Source organism: Dysgonomonas sp. PF1-14 (genome assembly GCF_029892965.1).
Taxonomy (GTDB): Bacteria; Bacteroidota; Bacteroidia; order Bacteroidales; family Dysgonomonadaceae; genus Dysgonomonas.
Genome location: NZ_JARXWN010000007.1, coordinates 69,804 through 92,063 on the forward strand (window position 1 = coordinate 69,804; position 22,260 = coordinate 92,063).

At 41.3% G+C, this 22,260-nt stretch carries 13 protein-coding genes; 7 read left to right on the plus strand and 6 right to left on the minus strand.

All coding sequences use genetic code 11. The features are described from left to right. Window positions 1-46 precede the first annotated feature (46 nt). From M2448_RS10065 to ruvA, 4 genes are all read right to left on the minus strand, one after another. Complete coding sequence (locus M2448_RS10065) at window positions 47-763, minus strand: response regulator transcription factor (RefSeq protein ID WP_280646104.1); 717 nt, start codon at window positions 761-763, stop codon at window positions 47-49. Between the two features lie 33 nt (window positions 764-796). Next, entirely contained in the window at window positions 797-2,380 is a 1,584-nt protein-coding gene (locus tag M2448_RS10070) for a HAMP domain-containing sensor histidine kinase (RefSeq protein ID WP_280646103.1), read from the minus strand. Between the two features lie 166 nt (window positions 2,381-2,546). Continuing rightward, window positions 2,547-10,091: a cell surface protein SprA gene (gene sprA / locus M2448_RS10075; RefSeq protein WP_280646102.1), complete on the minus strand. Its 7,545-nt coding sequence runs from the start codon at window positions 10,089-10,091 to the stop codon at window positions 2,547-2,549. Between the two features lie 13 nt (window positions 10,092-10,104). Further along, a complete protein-coding gene (gene ruvA, locus M2448_RS10080) occupies window positions 10,105-10,686 on the minus strand; it encodes a Holliday junction branch migration protein RuvA (RefSeq protein ID WP_280646101.1) in 582 nt (193 codons plus the stop codon). A gap of 184 nt (window positions 10,687-10,870) precedes the next feature. On the opposite strand from ruvA, the gene M2448_RS10085 reads away from it, so the two are divergent. From M2448_RS10085 to M2448_RS10110, 6 genes are all read left to right on the plus strand, one after another. Next, window positions 10,871-11,509: a nitroreductase family protein gene (locus tag M2448_RS10085; RefSeq protein ID WP_280646100.1), complete on the plus strand. Its 639-nt coding sequence runs from the start codon at window positions 10,871-10,873 to the stop codon at window positions 11,507-11,509. Between the two features lie 211 nt (window positions 11,510-11,720). Beyond that, entirely contained in the window at window positions 11,721-13,814 is a 2,094-nt protein-coding gene (locus tag M2448_RS10090) for a M3 family metallopeptidase (RefSeq protein WP_280646099.1), read from the plus strand. 214 nt (window positions 13,815-14,028) lie between these two features. Beyond that, window positions 14,029-14,223 (plus strand): hypothetical protein, encoded by a 195-nt coding sequence (locus M2448_RS10095; protein ID WP_280646098.1) that lies wholly within the window; start codon window positions 14,029-14,031, stop codon window positions 14,221-14,223. Window positions 14,224-14,331: 108 nt separating this feature from the next. Continuing rightward, window positions 14,332-15,369, plus strand: coding sequence for a beta-eliminating lyase-related protein (locus tag M2448_RS10100; RefSeq protein ID WP_280646097.1), 1,038 nt, complete (start codon window positions 14,332-14,334; stop codon window positions 15,367-15,369). A gap of 255 nt (window positions 15,370-15,624) precedes the next feature. Next, a complete protein-coding gene (locus M2448_RS10105) occupies window positions 15,625-16,137 on the plus strand; it encodes an RNA polymerase sigma factor (protein ID WP_280646163.1) in 513 nt (170 codons plus the stop codon). 147 nt (window positions 16,138-16,284) lie between these two features. After that, window positions 16,285-16,995 carry a DNA alkylation repair protein gene (locus M2448_RS10110; RefSeq protein ID WP_280646096.1) on the plus strand — a complete coding sequence of 237 codons (711 nt, stop codon included), beginning with the start codon at window positions 16,285-16,287 and terminating at the stop codon, window positions 16,993-16,995. A gap of 220 nt (window positions 16,996-17,215) precedes the next feature. On the opposite strand, the gene M2448_RS10115 is transcribed toward M2448_RS10110, so the two are convergent. Further along, window positions 17,216-18,352, minus strand: coding sequence for an adenylyltransferase/cytidyltransferase family protein (locus M2448_RS10115; protein WP_280646095.1), 1,137 nt, complete (start codon window positions 18,350-18,352; stop codon window positions 17,216-17,218). 554 nt (window positions 18,353-18,906) lie between these two features. On the opposite strand from M2448_RS10115, the gene M2448_RS10120 reads away from it, so the two are divergent. After that, window positions 18,907-21,327 carry a prolyl oligopeptidase family serine peptidase gene (locus M2448_RS10120; protein WP_280646094.1) on the plus strand — a complete coding sequence of 807 codons (2,421 nt, stop codon included), beginning with the start codon at window positions 18,907-18,909 and terminating at the stop codon, window positions 21,325-21,327. Window positions 21,328-21,395: 68 nt separating this feature from the next. Here M2448_RS10120 and M2448_RS10125 read toward each other — a convergent pair whose 3' ends face one another. Continuing rightward, window positions 21,396-22,244, minus strand: coding sequence for a M48 family metalloprotease (locus M2448_RS10125; RefSeq protein ID WP_280646093.1), 849 nt, complete (start codon window positions 22,242-22,244; stop codon window positions 21,396-21,398). Window positions 22,245-22,260: the final 16 nt, after the last annotated feature.

Sequence of the window (22,260 nt, forward strand, 5' to 3'; positions counted from 1 at the left end):
TACTTTTTTTAGCATGGCTTTCATTATAATTATCGTTCGGGCAATTTTATTCAGCTCCTTCAGCTTCTTCGTTTACAGGTGCAATCAGTTTATATCCTTTACCATGTATGTTGATGATCTCGATGCTTGGATCTGGTTTCAGCAACTTACGCAGTTTAGTGATGTAAACGTCCATACTACGGGCATTGAAGTAGTTGTCGTCTACCCATATTTGTTTCAGGGCATGATTTCTTTCCAGAATATCATTTGCATGGGCGCACAGCAATGCCAGAAGTTCAGCTTCCTTAGTGGTCAATTTTGTACTATCCCCGTTGATAGTCAGAATTTGTTTCTGAGTATCAAAGTGCATATTGCCAAACTGGTAAACCTGTTGCTCTTTGCTTCTTTTGCCTTTCACGCGGCGGAAGATAGCTTCGATACGAAGTACCAGTTCTTCCATGCTGAATGGTTTAGTGATATAGTCATCCGCTCCGGCTTTGAACCCTTCAAGGATATCATCTTTCATATTCTTGGCTGTCAGAAATATAATAGGTATTTCTGTATTGATAGCCCTGATTTCTTTAACTAACGTGATACCGTCTTTTTTAGGCATCATAACATCTAATATACACAGGTCGTACTTTTCTTTTACAAAACCTTTGTAGCCGACTTCACCGTCGATGTAGAGGTCTGTGTCGTACCCTTTGGCCTGAAGATATTCTCTTAGTAACATACCAAGATTTTCGTCATCCTCACATAAAAATAATTTCAATCTTTCTTCCATAACTTGCTTATTTTAACTTATTTACAGTTTTTATTATTTGTCGTTGTTTTTCATCAGAGGCAGGCAAATTATAAATTTGGTGCCTTTTCCCATTTCACTTTCAGCTTTTATCGTTCCCTTATGGTCTTCCACTATCTTCCTGACATATGCCAGCCCTAATCCGAAGCCTTTTACGTCGTGCCTGTTTCCGGTAGATACGCGATAGAACCGCTCAAAAATCTTCTTAACAAACTCTTTTTTGATACCTATACCATTGTCTTCGACAGATATATAGAGTTTATTATTATTGTTCCATGTCCGTATCATCAGTTCTAACGGCACATCTTCACGTCTGTATTTTACCGCATTGTCCAACAAATTGAACAGTACATTGGTAAAATGCATTTTATCAGCATCTATAGTGGAATCCGTAGCTTCCAGGTCTATATCAAGGTTTCCTCCGAATTTTTCAACTTTCAGCTGGAATGTGTTCGCCACGTTCACCACTATGTCATTTGCATCCAGTTCCTTCATTTTCAGAGTAGCTTTCTGTTTTTCGAACAGTGACATCTGCAATACTTTTTCAACCTGGAAACTCAGTCGTTCCGTTTCATCGTTGATCACGCCCGAAATGTGTTTGAAGACTTCCGGTGATTTGGTTATCGACCCATCTTTCAGCATTTGTGCTGCCAACGAAATGGTCGATACCGGAGTCTTTAGTTCGTGAGTCATATTGTTCATAAAATCACTTTTCATTTCCGATAAACGCTTTTGCCGGAATGTAATGTAAATGGTAATAATAAATGTAACCAACAGTATGAGCGAAAAACCTATAGCCGGATATAAAAAGGAGATTTCCCTGAATATATACCTCGATTTGTCGGGGAAATAAACCTTCAGATAAGCCAACTTGTCCTGCGGGTCGTTAGCAAACAAAACCTTAGTGTAAGGTTTGGCACTCTGTGGCGAAAACAGGGGTTGCTGATAGATCGGCTTATTGTTTTTGTCTACTACTTCGTACTGAAAAGGCAACTCTATACCATTTACTTTTATCTCGTTTCTTATACTCGTTCCCAGTTCTTTGAGATTTACCCTTTCTTCGATAGGTACACTGCTGGCAGTATTTACTATCTGGTTCAATACATCGTTGAGCAGGTCTCCCTCAAATATAAGCCGTTGTTTCTGCTCGTCCTGCATATCGAATATTGTTTTCGATATGGCATTTGTGCCATCTTTGCTTGGCGGGCTGAAAACCTGATTTTTAGGCTTGGTCTGCACAGTGGTCGAAGCGTTATATTCGATACTCATCACTTCCGAACCGTCTGGTGCAACCATTTTCATTCTTTGCTGGTGAGTTACGGTCTCTTCCTGTAACTGTTGGTTTCTTAATGTCAGCGATCTGTTATAAGCAGCAGTCTGCTTTTTCTGATATTCGGTAAAGCGTTCATTAAGATACCTCTTTGTCTGTTCTTTCTGCAAATCGGTAGAGACTTTATCCAGACTCCGGTTGATGGTTTCATCAAACTGGTCTTCTCTCCAGCCTATCGATTCGCGAAGATATCCTATCTGTAAGTATAACAGGCCAAAGAAAGCAAAAGCCATAATTGCGGCTAATATCCATATTGTCGATTTTTTCATCTTCGTTCAGCCTCTCTCGCCTGATTAAAATATGTTATAAATATTGAATATAATGAATTACCCATCTTTATTTTATTATTTAACAAATATAGCAAAGATATTGTTTAACATTTGAAAAAATAAACTTAAAGTAAATTTTTTTTCTATCCAAACTTATGGATGTGTTTTATTGAATCAATGTGAATTTTAGGCTAATTCCAAAGTTGCTGTCTGTAGTAGGATAGGCCGAAGAGGATATCAGCGGCTTGTTCAGGATGCGGTCGTAGTATGCCCTCAGGGTCAGAGCTCTGCTCATTGTATAGTCGGCAGAGAACTTCAATGTTACAATAGTTGTGCCACTTGTAGCCTGAGTGAAACTTTCCTCTATTTTACGCAGTAAGGCCTCATTTGTCTTATACGATAGGTCGAGTTTGATATTGAGGTCGTTATTGAACTGTTTCGCGGTTTTAGGATTCAGCCCTATAATACGGTTGAATTCATTGATGCGGTATCCCAGCCCGAATACGAATTCTTTCTGTATCGATTCTATTATCTGATACGAAGTCATATTCAGTGTGAGAGTACGTGCATTGTTGTAACGCGAATTGATGGACATATTATTATTGAGTACTCCGTCTACGCCGAACAGCGGGTTGAATACTTCCGATATTCCTACCGAAGATATATTGTATGGCGACGAAGGCACCGGATTGCCGTTGAGGACGTCTCTGATAAAACCTAAGTCGTCACCTGTCTCGAGCCAGCCCGAATATGAGTCATAATTACTTACCTGATAGAAACAGGAATAGGCGTGAGTAAGCCGAAGTGATTTCACTTTCGATTTTATAAATGGAATATTGGCTAATCCATCGTATGAAAGTGTCCAGTTTGGAAGTATTGACAACAGGGAAGGGAAGGCTGTAAGTGATATCTTGTTTGCATTTTTACCTGTATATGCAGATATGAAAGCCGGAATAAGCACATCTGCCGAATTGAGGTTTACCTCACCATTTGACGGATTATATACCTGTCCGCCCATACCGTTTTCGGTCATAAATCCACCATTTGGGTATCGCATTCCTGTATATTGGGCTTCCAGCCTGTTTTTTATAGCGTGCCTGTTGTTCAGGAACTTTTCGAAAGCTTCGGAATAATAATTATTCTTAGAATTGCTTCCACGCAGTGCCGAAGATAAAGCGATGGTAGTCATAGAGAAGCTTCCGCCACGTGTCTTCGGAGCACCATCGTACATATATTGTACTTCCGTACGCTTGTTTTGCTCATAGTTGGCATTCAGTTCTATTTTGAAATCCTTGAACGGCTCTACTTGGGCTCTCATCTCAAATTTCTCAGCATTACTATATACGGCAGGCGTTATACTTAGTTCGTTTTTTACGAGCCAGTCCCTGTCAAGTGACTTTTGTATAAAGTCTTCTCCGCCATCGAGACCAAACGCAAATCCAAGTCCCGGAGTCATACCGAATTCAGAGCCTTTTTGTCCGAAAATATCTCCGATGCCCGGTCTGAATCCCGATATATGGGTTTCATCACGTTTCGAATAGTTGAAACTGATAGTTCGCACCGACATAAGTGCCCTCGCCGAATATTCTGCTATATCCTGTAGTACACCAGATGATGATCCGGCTTCTTTGTAACGTCCTTCTATACTTATCTGTACATTGCCTGAATCCTTATTGTTGACTATGATGTTGTTGTTATCTTTTTTCTTAAACTTAAGGGCGTAGGTTTTGCCATTTTTTCTTGCTGTGACCTCGATATTTTTGGTGTCGAGTCCATGACTGACAGTGATAGCAGAGTCTTTCAGCAGGGTAACGGTTGTATTAAATCTCCTTCTTTGAGGTTGCCTTTGAGACTCGGCTCTCTCTCTCTGATTGGGTGATTGAGTTCTTCTTCTGCCATCGAAACGCTCATTTACCTTTCTCAGAAATCCCGATTTGTTATACAGGCTGGTAAGATTTAATCTGTTAGTCAATTCCAGCGTCATGTTGTTGCTGATAGTATTACCTATCTCTATAGAATCTTCTGCTGCCAGAGTTGCTCCACGATCCCACTGATAGTTGCTGGCATAGCTGGCATTTGATGTTATCCAGTCCAGTGCCGGTATATTGCGGAATGGTAACTGATAGGTCAGGCGTACGCTTTGCCTGTACGATAGTGGATCACCGAGACTTTTCAGACTTCTTACTATAGCGTCTTTCCATTCATCGTAGTCATCTCTGTTCTGTTTCTTGTTTACTTGCAGATAAGGCTCTTCTATTTCAGCTCTTGTTCCCGATTGGAAGGCAAATTTCAGGTTCTTGGTAAAATCCCAGTTCAGACTGAAATCTCTGTCCCAAAGGAAGGACTGGCTCCACGACAGGAATTGATTGTTTTCGTTCGATCCGCCCAGTGTATAGCTGTCGATATCGCGCGTCATCGTTTCGGTGTAGTAACGCGTTATATTGGAGTTGAAGGCAACACTGCTCGGCAGATAGTTAAATCCGAGTGATTTGGCAAAACGGGCAGCACCCGATTTACTTTTCATTTTTTTGAACGGTTCCCACGATTTAGCCATAGGTGCGTAGATATAACTGAGTGTCGCTTTGTAGCTCTTTGTCAGGTCATATACCGTTGTCGGATTTTTTGTTTCACTCTGGCTGTATGAGTAGCTAAGATTGAAGTTAGCCGGATCGTATGGCATCGGTTCCTTACTTTGTATATTCACCTTAATGTTATTCAGGCTGACGCTTTTAGTTGTAGTCACATCCTGCGCCAGGCTCTTTATCGAATCTTTCTCTGCTTTGGTTTCTACAACGTTGAGCGATTCTTTCAATGTTATATCCTGATCGAACGGATCGTATTTTGGCGTATTTGTTTGTTTCGAGTATGAGTAATATAGCGGTAGGCTGACCTGCGCTTTTTCGGGGAAGAATTTCCCTAACTCTATGTTGGCAGCTATACTGTAAGATGTGTAGTCGTCCATCCTTCTCTCCATCAGGCTTTGGTCTAAAGCACCAAATCCGACCGTTTCTTTTCTTCCCGATACATTGACGGAACCCAGATCGGAAAGAGTCACATTGAGGTTACCTTGTGCAGCCCATCCGCCTTCTTCGTCGAAGTCCGTCAACCGGAGTTCATTGATCCATACTTCACCCGATTTGGCTGTACGTGTATTGTTACGCACACCTATCATAATGACGTTTACTTCCGATAGGGAAGGGTTTCCGATAACAGTTACCTTATTGTTTGGTTTATCCGGGTCGTATTCATAGTAAGGAGTTGTATATGACACTGTGGAACCGGCTTTCCGCTTTTCCTTATTACGGTTAAGTTTTACATTGGTAAAAAGTTTGAGAGGAAAATCGAACATATTGTCGGTTGGCCATACTATGTTACGGTCGGTAGAACTATTGGTGCTGTATGTTCCTTCCGGCGTTATAGTTAGTGGGATTTCGTATTCGTAGTAGTTGTTCTTATAGTCTGAGCCCAGCCGCATGAATACAGTAAGATCACCTTTCGATAGTTTTTCTTCATTCAATACCTCTTCGGCATGTGTATAGAGCTGTATGCGCTTGTATCTTCTCATGTCGTAGCCGGTATTTTTGTATATGGCTCTTGCATCTCCTGCATCCAGATTCAAAACACGCATCGAAAGCGACTGTTCATTGTCTTTTATCATTTGTACCTGCTCGGGGTCTACCTGACGGCTCAGGCCGGGAGGAAGAACATAGTTGACCGGTGTACGTTCCGAGTTTTCCTCTATGTTCACTGTTGTCAGGTCGAGAGTTCCCTTACCCGAAGCTTCATTGTTCTTATTCAGCGTCTGTTCATAGAGGCGCCAGTCGCCACGAACCAGTTCCAATGTACCGAAGCGGAGGAATGTAGTTTCTTTGAAATCGTGAAGGAACATACGCATGAAACGGATACTCTTGAAATCCTGTATATTACCTACTCTGTCGTACACATCCTTGTTACGGATAGGAATTTTGAACTGATACCATGTTACCTCGCCTTTCTGGCCATTGCGCAGGTTCAGTGTTACTTTGCGGCTGTCTACGATATAGTTGTCGCCACCTACCACCATTTTGTCAGGTCTGAGTTCTACCTTGTACTGGAAATAGGCTTCGGTTTCGTTCAGTGTATTGTCCTGATCTATATCTTCTACATCGGGTACGGTTTTTGCCGCAGTGGAGTAGCTTTCGTTGGTCTGGTCTGTTGCCGGCGAATTACCTTCTGTATTATTGTAGTATTTGTAGCGGTCGAGTATACTTCTTTCCTCTTGATCGAAGTCACTACCTCTATAAAAATGGTATGTGTCTCCGGCGGGGTCATTAAATGGTGAAAACGGGTCGTTTTCCAGTCGCCTTCTGGCTTCCTGATCGGTAACCTTACTACTGTATGCTGCCAGATAGTCAGCATAGGTAGTAAAAGTAAATTCTTCGGCGGTGCTTAGTCCGTTCAGCCCTACGTCCTGTTTTGCACGGGCTTCGGTTCCTGCATTGTTGTCGAAGGCATATACAGTAGACTGGCGTTTAGGTACTTTTCCCCATACTGTAGTTTCTACAGCATCCGGATCATCGTTTACAGGTAACCCGTTCTCAAAGAATTTTTTTCCATCCTTGAGTACATCTTCCGATATTTCACCTAAATTGATATAAAGATTTCCGCCTGTTCGTATTGTATTATCGTCCTCATTGCTTACAAACGGATCCATCAGCCAGAATTCGAGATATTCTACATTAGATGCTTCGAAGTCGCGTACGTCCATTTTGCGGGTAATACCTCCCCAGCGTTTCTCCGGGTTCATCAGTGTACCATCGCTGTTGATATACGTAGCATCCAGATTGTACGGGCCCCTTTCGTTAGGGTAGAAAGACAGGTTGAGTGTGGAGATAACAGCTGATTCGTTGTAGGCTACATCTTTGTTCGGATATATTTCGCGCAGATTTACTTCACGTACAAAATGGTTGGACAACTGCGGGCTGTTTTTGATATGCTGCGGTGTCAGTGACGAACCTTTGCGTGTGAACAACGGATCGATGGAGAACCATGCAAGCATAGCCCTGTTTTTTCCATAATCTATGTTGTCGCTCAGTCCGGCTTCGGGGAACAATCCTCCGTCTTTTCTGTATGGCGTAGCAGCCAGATTCCACGAATAAGGGCTTTTGATATCTATTTTTGTCTGCGACGATTCGAAGTCGTCCAGATAAGAATAGCCTCCTGTTTCTTTATTTTGGTAATGGCCCGGTATCATGTGGGCAAATTCGGCGTTGAATGTGATCTGTGACGGTTGCGTAGCATCTACGAACGGTAATTTATCCACAAGGTTTGTAAGCCACATCGATTCGGTACGGAAAGATGTATTGAGTCCCCACAAAGTATTCTTTACCGACTCGTTGCCTATCTCGGTCTTCGTGGTCAGCGGTTTTTCATAATAGTGCATGATAGTACCGCCGATATTGAAATTCTTGGTTATATCGTAACTCAGATTAAGACCGAGTAATGTTTTCCGCTGCATGCTGATAGAGTGCCCTTCACTCGATACCTGTATGGGTACGTTAGAGTCGAGTAGATTCTGGTCTATAATGGTTACAATACCCGATATGTAATCTACAATATAATCTGTACCTTCGGTAAGTACCCTGCCACCGGCTGTAAGCTGAACGGAGCCTTGCGGTATGTTTGTCGCATTCAGGTTGATCTCAGCATTGTTGGTTCCCGATCCGCGATACGATCCGGATATCTTAAACTTGTTCTTTTCTGCAATTTGCTGGGCGATGGTCAGTGTAGAATCGTACAGTTCCTGATAAACGTACTTCTTGGCAATAGCCGGATTGCCGATTCTTGTAGCCAGATGCGAACCGAACGGTTCTACCACAGGGAAAATAATACGCCCGTTTTGGGAATTGACGGTGTAGCCTTCCACAAAGTCGAATATCCCGTCTCCCTGAACCGACTTATCCGCATTTTCTACTACGTTGTTACGCGAATCGAGCCTGTCGAGATTCATTACCTTCAGTAACATCTGATTCTTAATATTTCCTTCGGGCAGATAGCTTATATATGTACCTACAGTGTCGGACTGATATGATATATTCAGGCGGAAACGGTCTTGTTGTATAGAGTTGTCACTGATACGATAGATGTTTTTCATCATCAGGTTCCATGTATAAGAACGGGGCGATAATGATATAGGCTTCAACAGTTTTACAAATAATGCTCCCGATTTGCTATTACTTACATCATATTTATCTACAATGTCTGTAGAAAACTCACCCACTTTGTACGGAACGTTGTTTATACTATATTCGTATGCAACGGCCAGTACTTCGTCGGCCTGTAATGCCGAAGTAAGAGATATATAGCCCAATTGGGGGTTGTATGTATATTCCGATGAGGTCAGCAGGCGGGCGCTCTCTATTTTTTCATAATCGAGCCCGGTCTCCAGATAATCGTCAAACAAGGCCGTTATCTGTGAAATATCGCGTGATCCGGGATATCTTATCGGGTCTGTGGTTACTGTTCTGTAAAGGTTGTTGGCATTGTTGTTAGGCAGGTTTGACGAACCGCTCGGAGACCACAGCGGGTTTTTAATAGTGCTGTATTCTGCTATGTCCGAAAAGGCAACGATGTTTCTCGACTGGGTGTAATCTCCGCGCTTGTTGGTAACCCATACTTCCAATTTGGTAATATTTACAGGCGATTGGATGTAAGGGTATTTGCTCATAGCCTTATCATAGTTGTCCCTGAAATAATGGCTCAGGAAAAAGTGCCTGTTGGCATCGTATTGGTCTGCTTTCAGTTCAAATTCGTTTGTTTGTATTCCTCCCTGCGAACTGGTAGTCTGTGCCTGCGATTCCTGTTGCGATATCACAGTGTTGATGCGTAGCTTCCCGAATTGTAGTTCGGTGTTGATCCCAAACAGAGCCGATCCGCCATTGATGAGCGAATTGGTAGTAGACATACTCACATTTCCGGCTTCTATTCGTTTTATTATTTCGTCCTCTTTGCCTTCATAGCCCAGTTTTATCTTTTTAGAATCGAAATCGAAGAGTGCTTTGGTGTCGTAATTCATTCCGAAATTGATCTTATCACCTACTGTGGCAGTTACATTCAACTGTATGTCTTCGTCAAATTCGAAAGCTGTCCTGCTCCGGTTACGTTCCGATAGGGTAGGGTTCTTTGAACTGAAATGCTTAACGCCGATTTTGGCTTCTACATATCCCTGTGTCTTTACCTGCACACCTCCCGGACCGAATAATTTTTCGGCCGGCCCGATGTCCAGCTTTATGTCTTTCAGTGAAAATTCTTCTTTCTCGTCTTTCTTATCGAATGTTTCGGCATTCTTCGCCTTAAAATAGTTCGACATGGATTGTTTCAATGTGTAATCCATGTATTCTTCGGGTGTAAGGGAAAACGGAGTTGCTATTTCTTCATCTCCCATCTTAGTGCGGAAGATATAGAGATTTGTTTTAGGATCGTATTCTATCGAGTTTTTTATATTCGACGGGTCTTTCAGGTCTGCCGGAGGATTGTCTTTCAGATCCTTGTAATTGGTTATCTGGGTTTTCTTTACCGGATAACGTGGTGCTGTATCGTTAGGTTGAGTGTAAAATTCATTTTCGCTTTCGATAAAGAATATGGAATCTGTTTTGCCGGATATACCGGAAAACAAGCTTACTGAACTTATCAAAAGTACAAGGGCGAATATGTATTTTATGAACCTTCTCAATCTGATGTTCTCGTTAGAGCATTTTTAATGCTGCCTTGATGATTTGTTCGACTACGGAGTCGGGTTTATCTTTCAATATCTTTGAAACGGCTTTCTGCGATGCCTGCTGAGGGAAACCTAGCATTACAAGAGCGGCTACAGCTTCTTCTCCGGCCTGACTAGAGAAAGTGGTCAGCTCAGCGTGTTCTATTCCTGTAGTCTTTATCTTGTCCTTGAGGTCGATAATCACACGCTGTGCAGTTTTCATGCCTATGCCTTTTACTGTTTTCAGCATATCGGCATTGCCCGAAGCAATTACATTGGCAAGCTCCTGTGTATTCAGCGACGACAGCATCATGCGTGCTGTGCCTGCACCTATGCCGGAAACACTGATGAGCAGCAAGAACATTTCGCGTTCCTGCTTGTCGACAAAGCCGAACAGTACATGTGCGTCTTCCCTTATAGCTTCGTATATATAAAGCTTTGCGTCTTTTTTGCCTGAAAGGCTTGTGTATGTATTGAGGGATATATTTATAAAATATCCGATGCCATATGTTTCCAGACTAACTGATGTTGGAGTCAACTCGGTGATTTCTCCTTTTATATAATCGATCATAACCGCGTTCTAATTATCTTAGTTAATAAATAACGAAAAATCATTAAAAAAAGTATATTCGAGAGTGTAAACTTTTGTAAGGCCTGTTTATTGTATAATCATTATTTAATCGGCAAAGATAAAACTTTTAGATTAGTTTTATAACTTTGTTTGTTTCTATTGTAGTATTGACAAAACAAAATTTATGCAATTAAAGAAAGTTAATAATGATGAGAATGGTCTGTTTACAGCCCGTACATCGGTCAGAAAGTATGACAAATCGGTAAAAATAAGCAGAAAAGAGATAGCCGATATCTTGCAGGATGCAATGACAGCTCCATCTTCATTAAACCTGCAGCCATGGCGTTTCTGGGTATTCGATACTCCTGAAGGAAAGGAATTGATAAAACCTTTTATGATGTTTAACATGCAACAGTGGGAAACTTCATCTGCCATAATAGCTATCTACGGAGACATGGAGAATTTTTCTTATGCTGACGATATATATGGAGCAGCGGTGGAGCATAAGCTCGTGCCCGAAGAATATAAAGTGAAGATGTTGGAGATGATCCATTCATACGGTGCACAATACACAGAAGAGCGTCTGCGTAATTCGATCCTTCTCGATTGTGGATTTGTGGGTATGCAGATGATGTTGGCGGCTAAAGGCTACGGCTATGACACCAATCCTATCGGTGGGTTTATGCGAAAGGAACTGACCGAAGCGCTGGGGTTGGATGCCAAACGTTATATTCCTGTGTTACTCTTATCGATAGGGAAAGCGGACGAAAAAGGAAAAGATTCGATACGCTTTTCTGCTGATGAAGTTACGCAATGGAGATAATGTAAAGTAAATGATAAAAGTTTATCAATAGTATATGTTTAGTCAATGGTTGACAAAATTGGTACAACAAAAAAGTAGTGATTATAAAAAAGTAGCAAAAGACGTTACATTCGTTACATTTTAGTTAAAATTTTGTGTGCCGGTATATTCATATAATCAATTAACTACTATATAATAAGTTGTTTAACCCTATATATAAATATCTATGATTATGAAGAGAATAATTATTTCATGTTTAATATTAATAATGATAATGACAACAATAGAAGCTCAAAACCCGTTTTTCTCGGCTTATAAAACCCCTTATGAAACTCCGCCATTCAATGAGATAAAGAATGAGCATTACGAACCGGCCATAGATAAAGCGATTGCAGAGCATCAGGCCGAGATCAACAGTATTGTACTGGTCCGTTCAGTGCCTACTTTCGAGAATACAATAGTGCGCTTTGAAGAGTCAGGGAAACTTCTGTCGCGTGTCGCTTCTGTATTCTTTAACCTGTTGAGTGCCGAGAGCGATGACGAAATGCTGGAAATAGCACAACGTATTCAGCCAAAACTTTCGGCTCACTCAAATGAGATTAACCTGAACGAGGGCTTGTTTCAGAAAGTTAAGGCAGTGTATGATAAACGGAACGAATCGAATCTGAATCCGGAACAAATCCGCCTTGTGGAAAAAATATACATCGGGTTTGAAAACAGTGGTGCTACCCTTACGGGGAATGACAGGGATAAATACAAAGAATTATCGACAAGACTAAGCCAGCTGACTCTGACCTTTGGACAGAATGCCTTGAAAGAAAATAATAAATATGAAATGCTGCTTACAGACGAGGCTGATCTGGCAGGGTTGCCTCAAATGGTAAAAGATGCTGCCGCAGCAAAGGCTAAGGCGAAAGACAAAGAAGGTTGGATGTTTGATCTGTCAGCGCCTAGCTATATTGCTTTTATGAAATATTCGTCGCGTCGCGATCTGCGCGAGAAGCTATATCTGGCCTATACTACACAATGTGTGGCCGGAGGTGAGTTTGATAATCAGAATAATGTAAGAGAGATAGCGAAGACCCGTATGGAGATAGCAAATTTGCTCGGCTATCCGGATTATGCAACCTATGTGCTGCGCAATAAGATGGCTAAAGATAAAGAGCATGTATATGGCTTGCTTAACGATCTGTTCGATGCTTATGGCAGTGCCGCCCGTCAGGATGTACAGATGGTGCAGCAGTTTGCTCTAGATATGGAAGGCAAGAGTATAGATATTAAGCCTTGGGACTGGTCATATTATTCAGAGAAACTGAAAGATGCCAAATATAGCGTCAGTGATGAATTGGTGCGTCCTTATTTTGAACTGGAGAATGTAAAGAAAGGCGTTTTCGGTTTGGCTACAGACTTGTATGGCATTACATTTAAGAAAAATACAGAAATTCCGGTTTACCATTCCGAAGTGGAGGCTTTTGATGTGTTAGATGAGAATGGAAAATATCTGGCAGTATTATACACCGATTTTCACCCGCGCGAAGGTAAAAGACAGGGAGCATGGATGACCGAGTTTAAAGGTCAATATGTAGAAAAAGGTGTAGACTCGCGTCCGTTTGTTGCCATTGTGATGAATTTTACCCGCCCAACAGAAACAGAACCGGCATTGCTTACATTTGATGAAGTAGAGACATTCCTTCACGAATTTGGTCATGCCCTTCATGGCATACTTACCAAATGTACGTATGAAACGCTGTCGGGTACAAATGTACTACACGATTTTGTGGAGTTGCCTTCCCAGATAATGGAGAACTGGTTGACTGAGAAAGAATATCTGGATAAATTTGCAGTGCATTACAAGACAGGTGAGAAAATACCTGCCGAGCTTGTTCAAAAACTGGTTGATGCCGCTAATTACAATGCCGGTTACCTGTGCTATCGCCAGCTTTCGTTCGGTTATCTGGATATGGCGTGGCACACACTCAATTCAGCTTATGACGGAGATGTGATTGCATTCGAGCGAAATGCGATGAGTAAAACGGCACTGCTTCCGGTAATTGATGGTACGGCTATGTCTACATCATTCGGTCATATATTTTCGGGTGGTTATGCTGCCGGATATTATGGGTACAAGTGGGCAGAAGTATTGGATGCCGATGCATACGCATTATTTAAAGAAACAGGTATCTTCAATAAGGAAACAGCTAAGTCGTTCCGCAAAAATATTCTGGAAAGAGGGAATACAGAGGAACCAATGAGCCTGTATGTAAAATTCAGAGGACAGGAACCTACGGTAGATGCTCTGCTGAAACGAAATGGCATAAAGAGATAATACAGGTTATTCTGATATTGTTATAATGGGGCTACTCTAACAGGAGTGGCCTTGTTTTGTCATAAAAAAAGCAAACAGTGCCTGAATATGTCAAAAGTGCGAATAAACGTAGGCTTTATTACATTTTTCATCTTAATATTTTTGTTATAACAGGTCATTTAATCCTATCTTTGTAGCAGGAAGTCTTGAAGTAGTATATTAATAAGTTAAGCCTATGAAAAACTTAATTACTTACCTGTTTAGTAATAATAAGAAGGCGTATTCAGAAATAGCAACCCAAAATGGTTGTGGAGTACTCCGGGTCTGTGCTTTGGCTCATGGTAAAAAAGCCAAAAGAGACCATGATTATACTGTATTGCAGGCATTGGTCAATAGAGGTATCGTATCGGGGTATAGGATGATGGTATGAATACTTACTCAATCGGAGTAGATAATAATACCTATTGATTATTTTGCTTTTAACTCATTTTTTATGACAGAAGCTATTACTTTTGCACTACAGTAATAGTATAAAACAATGAAGTATAGTTTTGCAAACGATTACAGCGAAGGTTGTCATCCTCGTATTCTGGAGGCGTTAGCCCATACAAATCTTATTCAGCAGGCCGGATATGGCGATGATAGCCATACCTGTAATGCAAGTGATACTATCCGCCGGTTGGCAGGTAATACAGATATTGATGTCCATATGGTGGCAGGAGGCACGATGGCCAATCTTGTTGTGCTGGCCTCAGTTCTCCGTCCTTTCGAGTCGGTTGTGGCTGCAACTACAGGACATATCTATACCAACGAGGCAGGGGCGATAGAGGCTACCGGACATAAAGTAGAAGCAGCTCCTACTGTCGATGGTAAGCTACGTCCGGCTGATATTGTTCCTTTCCTGAATAAGGCACGGGGACATCATTTGGTGCGTACACGGGCCGTATATATATCCAATTCTACAGAGTTAGGTACTGTATATACCAAGCAGGAACTGATAGACCTGTATGAGTTCAGCAAAGCAAACAATCTGATTCTGTTTATGGATGGAGCCCGATTGCCAATGGCGTTAACCGCACCTTCCAACGATCTGACTCTGGCTGATATAGCGCGATATACAGATGTATTTTATATCGGGGGAACAAAGTGCGGAGCTATGTTGGGTGAAGCGATTGTGATTTCTAATCCAGACCTGAAGCAAGACTTCAAATACCACCTTAAGCAACGCGGAGCGCTCTCCGCCAAAGGGCGCACTATCGGAATACAGTTTGAACAACTGTTGCAGGATAACCTTATATTTGAATTGGCCGATCATGCGAATAAAATGGCTTCCCGGTTAGCCTGTGCCTTTAAGCAACTCGGGTGCCCGTTGTTGATAGATTCGGATACTAACCAACTGTTTCCGGTCTTGTCCAATGCTATGATTACTCTCTTGCAGAAAGATTATGGCTTTCTTATATGGAGCGTTGTGGACGAGGATCGTTCTGCTGTCCGGCTGATTACATCGTGGGCAACTCCTGAGCGGGTAGTGGACGAATTTATCAAAGATCTTCGCCGGGTATATAGTGTGAAATAAAAATAGGTGGATTTTCTCATATATACAATTATTGATAGTTGTTAAATTAATATATAGACAATCTTTATGGGTTATGTTGTTAATTTTATTTTTAATTAATTGTTTGTTATTCAGTTGTTTGTGTTTTATTGCAAACGTTTTCGGAAATTGTGTTTAACGATATCCAGTTGTTATTGCAATTAATTCGACAATTGTTAATATCTTTGTGCTGTTAATATTTACGACGTGAGTTGTAAGAAAAAGATAAAAAGTATGATGACAAAAGCAACTAAAAGAGTACTGGAATCAAATTTGGTGCAATTACAAGGTAACATGTTGAATTTTGCACTAAAGCTTACTGCTAACATGGATGAGGCGCAAGACCTGACTCAGGAGACAACTCTGAAAGCATTAAACAATATAGAGAAATATTATGATAATGTAAACTTCAAAGGATGGGTATTCACTATTATGCACAATCTATTTGTAAATAATTATCGACGTGCAGTACGCAATCAGACAATCGTAGACCAAACAGATAATCTTTATCATCTGAATTTACCTCAGGATTCAGGATTCGATACTCCCGAAGGCTCCATTGCTTACGCCGAAATAAACAAGGTATTGGATAGTTTTGCTGACGAATATCGCGTTCCTTTCTCAATGCACGTTTCCGGATATAAGTACGAAGAAATAGCAGAAAAACTAAAACTTCCATTAGGTACAGTAAAGAGCCGTATCTTTTTTGCCCGTAAAAGATTACAGGAAATACTGAAAGATTACAGATAATTTCTTTATTCTTGTTTGTCAAACAATATATAATCCTTCCGTTTTTGCGGAAGGATTTTTCTTTTTTAATTTTTTCTCTATTTTTCATTCTTCATTTTTATATATAGATAAATATTCTTTATTTTAATGCAAAAATTTACTGAGTATATGGAGAATATTTTATCGGATATTCGTCAGGCATTGATCGATAGTGCCGATGATAAAACAAAAGCAACCTCGCAAAATTATTTCAGAGAGGAGATAAAATTCTATGGTGTCAGAGTTCCGCAGGTGAATAAGATCAGTAAAGAAGTATTTGCTGTAATAAAGACTGGAAGTAAGAAAGATATCTTTACTTTGTGTACTACCCTGTGGAAGTCCGGATATCTGGAAGAATCTTTTATTGCCTGCAATCTGTCATACTATATCAACAAGTTATATGAACCTGCTGATTTTAAGATTTTCGATGACTGGGTAAATCATTATGTAAGCAACTGGGCGTCATGCGATACCCTTTGCAATCATACTGTTGGCACATTTATAGAAATGTATCCCGATTATATACCGGAACTGAAACGCTGGGCTTTATCAGAAAACCGTTGGGTAAAACGTTCAGCTGCGGTAACATTGATCATTCCTGCACGCAAAGGCATGTTTCTGTCCGATATATTCGACATTGCCGATACTTTGCTGACGGATAAGGACGATCTGGTGCAGAAAGGATATGGATGGATGCTGAAAGCTGCCAGTGAACGCTATCGCGATGAAGTATTTGAATACGTAATGTCTAAGAAATCCATGATGTCGCGAACATCCCTTCGCTATGCTATAGAGAAGATGCCTCCCGACATGCGGAGTAAAGCAATGGCAAAACCCTGATAAAAAGAAGAAGCCCGCAACATCACATCGCAGACTTCCTTAACCTTAACACAAACTTTACAAAACTACACTCCGTTATAACGGATATTGAGCATAAAATGTTTGATAGAAATAGTTAATTATTTATATAAATATCATAATATATATATATGAATATCCTTGATGGATATCCTTGATGGATATCCTTGCTGTTTATTGCGCTTTATTTCAGTGTTTTATGTTATTCACCTCTGCGTATGCGTATCTGTATTGCATTGTCGATAGGTTTATCATTCACAATAATAAAATAGCCGCCGCCACCTGCTCCGCTCAGTTTCCACCCCATAGCTTTATCCTTATACTTGTCTATGATATCGAAGACATCTTTGTTGACCATATGCGGATACATCGTTATTTGCGCTTCAAAACTGTTGCGTACCGCAGTGCCGAAAAGTTTCAGGTCTTTCTGTTTCAACGCTTCCCAGCATGCAATAGCCGCATCACTGAGTTTTTTTGCATTATCCGGAGTTATATTTGTATCCGACAATACATCGTAATCGCAATGGCGGGGATACAACGGTACAAGCCACAAATGTTTTTCAATCCAGTTTAGCAGGTCGTCATCCAATACATTCTCAATTTCCGTAGGCCAGAAATCTCCGTTATAATGCAGCCTGTTGAGTCCCGGCATCACTATACCCAGCGAATCTTGCGAACCGCTTACATATTTCGTTCCCGGAGGATTTTCGTAACAAAAAAGTGTTTTAGCCAGCTTTTCCTTATTCCCTGCCGGAATATCTATCTGCCAGAGCTCTATTGCTTTCTTACGCGAACTGGTAGACATCCCGCTCCGATCGTTAAATTCATAATCGGGCTCTACCGAAATAGTGAGCACAGGCCCCGCGTACAAGGTACTCACAGAGGGTTGGTCGAGCCATCCTCCTGCCAGATCGATCCGGTAAGGGATTCTGCATTCTTCGCGTAGGGCTGTCGTCGACCTCGATGGGAGATTTTCGTGAGGTATGCGTTTGCTTACAACATATTGTATGCCGAGTTCCCTGCAAAGTTCTTCTTTGAGTGCGCTATGTCCATCACTATTTACAAAAAAGATGTCAGGCTTTAAGGTTTTCAGTTCCTCCAGAAAATCAATAAGTCCACTTCCTGTATTCACCCATGCATCCTTTACCGATTTCAGAGCCTTTATCATATAAAGGCGTTCCTGCTCATTGTTGAAAGTCTTGCGGGCTTTCAGTTCATTTACCGTTTTATCCGAACCGATGCCTACGTACAAGTCGCCGTATGTTGCTGCCTCTTCGAAAAAGGCTACATGTCCGCTATGAAGCATATCGTAACACCCGCTGACGAAAACTTTTTTCATATATTTTTTTTAGTGTAGTATATTATTCAATATGTAAATATAAATCTTTTTTTGAGCTTAATACAAATTTATTGTATGATCCGGTCATATGTAAGTAACTGGTTTAATTTGATTGGCACTCTTATTTTGTATAAAAACAATACTGATACCTGAATTAGTGATAGGAGTAATTTTAACTAAAAGCTTACAAAGTTGTACAAGTTTACGAGTCTTTAGTCTACTAGCCTGCTAGTTTGAAATTTTCTTTTTTCTCTCGTAGGGGCAGACCTGTGTGGCTGCCCATTTATCCGATATTCGGGCGAACACATGGGGTTCGCCCCTGCAGCATTCCTTTTTCAGTGTTTTGCAACTCTCTCCCTTCTGAGAGGGTTGGTGTGAGATAATTTTAACTAAAACCCGACATCTCTGACACATTTCCCCACCACTTTAAAGAGCTATTTTTCAATCCGGCCAATCCATAATTTCGAACTTGATAACAACCGTTAATAAAAATAATGTGTATTTTTGATAATTCATTATATAGATAAAGGGAAATTAATATAATACGTCTTATTATGAAAAAATTATTACTTCTGGTTTCTATTCTTACTATAACCTTAAATCTGGTTGCACAAGAAGAACTTGTATATCAAAAACCGCCGAAAGAAATACTCGATCTTGCCGACTTCGAACGGGCACCAACATTGTTGATGGACAGTAAACGAACTAAGATGATATTCCAGTACAGGAATACGTATAAAACACTGGCTGACCTTTCCGAGAAAGAAATGCGTCTGGCCGGACTGCGTATCAATTCTGTTACAAACATATCGAGTACTATTACTTATGTGAATAATCTTAAGTATAAACTGATAAACGAACCGGACGCTAAACAGGTGGAAGGCTTACCTGCCGATGCGAAAATATCGAATGTGTCGTGGTCGCCCGACGAAACCAAGATAGCCTTTACCAATACGACGGCAACAGGCGTCGAACTATGGTATATGGAATTTGCTACAGGAAAGGCTGTGCGATTGACCGATGCCAATCTGAATGCTAATTTGGGTAATCCTTATACATGGTTCAGAGACAATGGCTCTTTTCTTGTAAGAGTTTTACCGGCTGATAAGCCTGCTCTGGTAGATGCAAAAGCTGCTATTCCTACAGGCCCAACAGTTTCGGTAAGTGAAAAAGGTGCTAAAGCCCAAAATCGTACTTATCAGGATTTATTGCAGAATGCTACCGATGAGGCCAATTTTGAAGCTTTGGTGACATCAGAATTGTATAAAGTAGATTTGTCCGGAAACAAGACATTGTGGAAGGGGAAAGATATGTATTCGGGAGAGACATTTTCACCTGATGGTACTTATATACTCATAAACACTATACATCGGCCATATTCTTATATTGTACCTATCAACCGGTTTCCGGTAATGACTAATATATATGATACCGAAGGAAAACTGGTCAGCAAGTTTAACGATAGTCCCTTGAGGGAGGTGCTTCCGAAAGGCTTTATGGCTACCAGCACAGGCAAGCGTGGTATATCGTGGCGGGCAGATAAACCGTCTACATTGTATTGGGTAGAAGCATTGGATGGCGGAGACCCTGAAACAAAAGTTGATTACCGCGATGAGCTGTTTGAACTCTCAGCACCTTTTACCGCACAACCAGTAAGTCTGGCAAAAACAATCAATCGCTATGGCGGTATTGTGTGGGGTAACGAAACCATAGCTATCTTGTATGATAACTGGTGGAATACACGAAATGTGAAGACCTATCTGTTCAATCCGTCAGACCCTAAGCAGCAGCCGGCAATATTATCTGACCGCAATTATCAGGATGTATATAGTGATCCGGGCTCATTCGATACCAAAAGGAACGAATACGGACGGTATGTGCTCAATCTGGACGGAAACAAGGCTTATCTGATAGGAGAGGGCTATACCGAAAAAGGGCAATTCCCGTTTGTGGACGAACTCGACCTGAAGACGAAGCTTTCGAAACGTCTTTACCAGTCTAACTATACCGATAAGAAGCTTGATATAATATCTATCATAGATGCTAAGCGTGGCGAGTATCTGGTACGTATGCAGTCTGCAACCGAATATCCGAACTATTATATACTGAACACAATGAAACGGATAGCTCCTGTGGCGATTACCCATTTCGATAATCCGTTCAAGAGCATAGCCAATGTATATAAGGAAGTTATTAAATATAAACGTCCCGACGGTGTAGAGCTAACAGGTACATTATATTTGCCTGCCGGATACGACATGCAGAAGAAAGAGAAGCTGCCATTGGTAATGTGGGCTTATCCTACCGAATACAAGGACAAGAGCAGTGCCGGACAAAATACAACAAATCCGAATGAATTTGTATATCCGTATTATGGCTCGCCTATCTATTGGGTGATGCGCGGGTATGCTATTCTCGACGATGCTGCTTTCCCTATTGTGGGGGAGGGAGATGCCGAACCTAACGATACATTTATATCGCAGTTGGTAGCTAATGCAAAAGCAGCCATCGATGCTGTCGATTCTATGGGGTATGTCGATCGTACACGCGTAGCAGTAGGAGGTCACTCATACGGAGCATTCATGACAGCTAACCTGTTGACACACTCAGACCTGTTTGCTGCCGGAATAGCACGTAGTGGAGCTTATAACAGAACGCTTACACCTTTCGGTTTTCAGGCTGAGGAACGTAATTATTGGGAAGCTCCCGATGTGTATAATGCGATGTCGCCGTTTATGCACGTCGACAAAATGAAGACCCCGATGCTGCTGGTGCATGGTGGAGACGACAACAATTCGGGCACACACACTATGCAGAGTGAACGTTATTTCAATGCGTTGAAAGGTTTTGGAGCGCCGGTTCGTCTGGTTATCCTGCCTAAAGAGAGTCATGGATATGCTGCTAAAGAGTCAGTGCTTCACCTGCTATGGGAACAAGATCAGTGGCTCGAAAAATATGTAAAGAACAAAAAATAAATAACTGAACTATAAAGAGGAGAGCCTGAAAGAAAAATCTTTCAGGCTCTCCTCTTTATAGCTAAAAATCAGAACTTCCACTGATTTGATGTCTTGGCAGAATTAGTAGTGCCTACGCCTGCTCCCTTGTAGTATTTCAGAGCCTCAGGCAGGTCTTTTTGTATTTGTTGAATACGTGTATTATCTGAAGGGTGAGTGCTCATAAACTCCGGAGTGCTGCCTCCCTGTTGCGACATGCGTTGCCAGAATGCAGCCGCCTGGCTTGGGTCGTATCCGGCCATTGCCATAAAGATAAGACCTAGCTTATCAGCTTCCAATTCTTGTTTACGAGAATAAGGTAATAATATACCGTACTGCGCTCCCAGACCTAAAGCTGCTGCTGCAATTTGTTGCGTAGCGGCAGATGTTCCGCCCAAAGCTGCCCCTATTGCACTTGTTCCATATTGTGTAGCCATTTGGTTACTCATGCGTTCGTTAGCGTGTTTAGCTACGGCATGGGCTACCTCGTGTCCCATTACAACGGCCAAACCTGTTTCGTTTTGCGTGTATGGCAGGATTCCTTCATACACTACGATTTTACCGCCCGGCATACAGAAAGCATTTACATCAGTGCTCTTTACCAGATTAAATTCCCATGCGTATGAAGCTACTTCATTAGCATAACCATTGTTGGTAAGATAATTTTCCACAGCACTGGCTATAGCTCTTCCTACTCTTTGCACCATTGCCGTATTTGTTTTATCGGTAGATATCGGTGCCGATTTTATAAACTCATCATACTGTTGCAAGCTCAGGGTTAGCACCTCCTGATTAGATACCAGAGACAATTGTTTACGTCCTGTTACGGGTACGCTGCTGCATCCCGCAAAAAGCATTAGTGTTGCCACTAATAAAAGTGATAGATAAATTTTTTTCATAGCTCAATTATGTTAA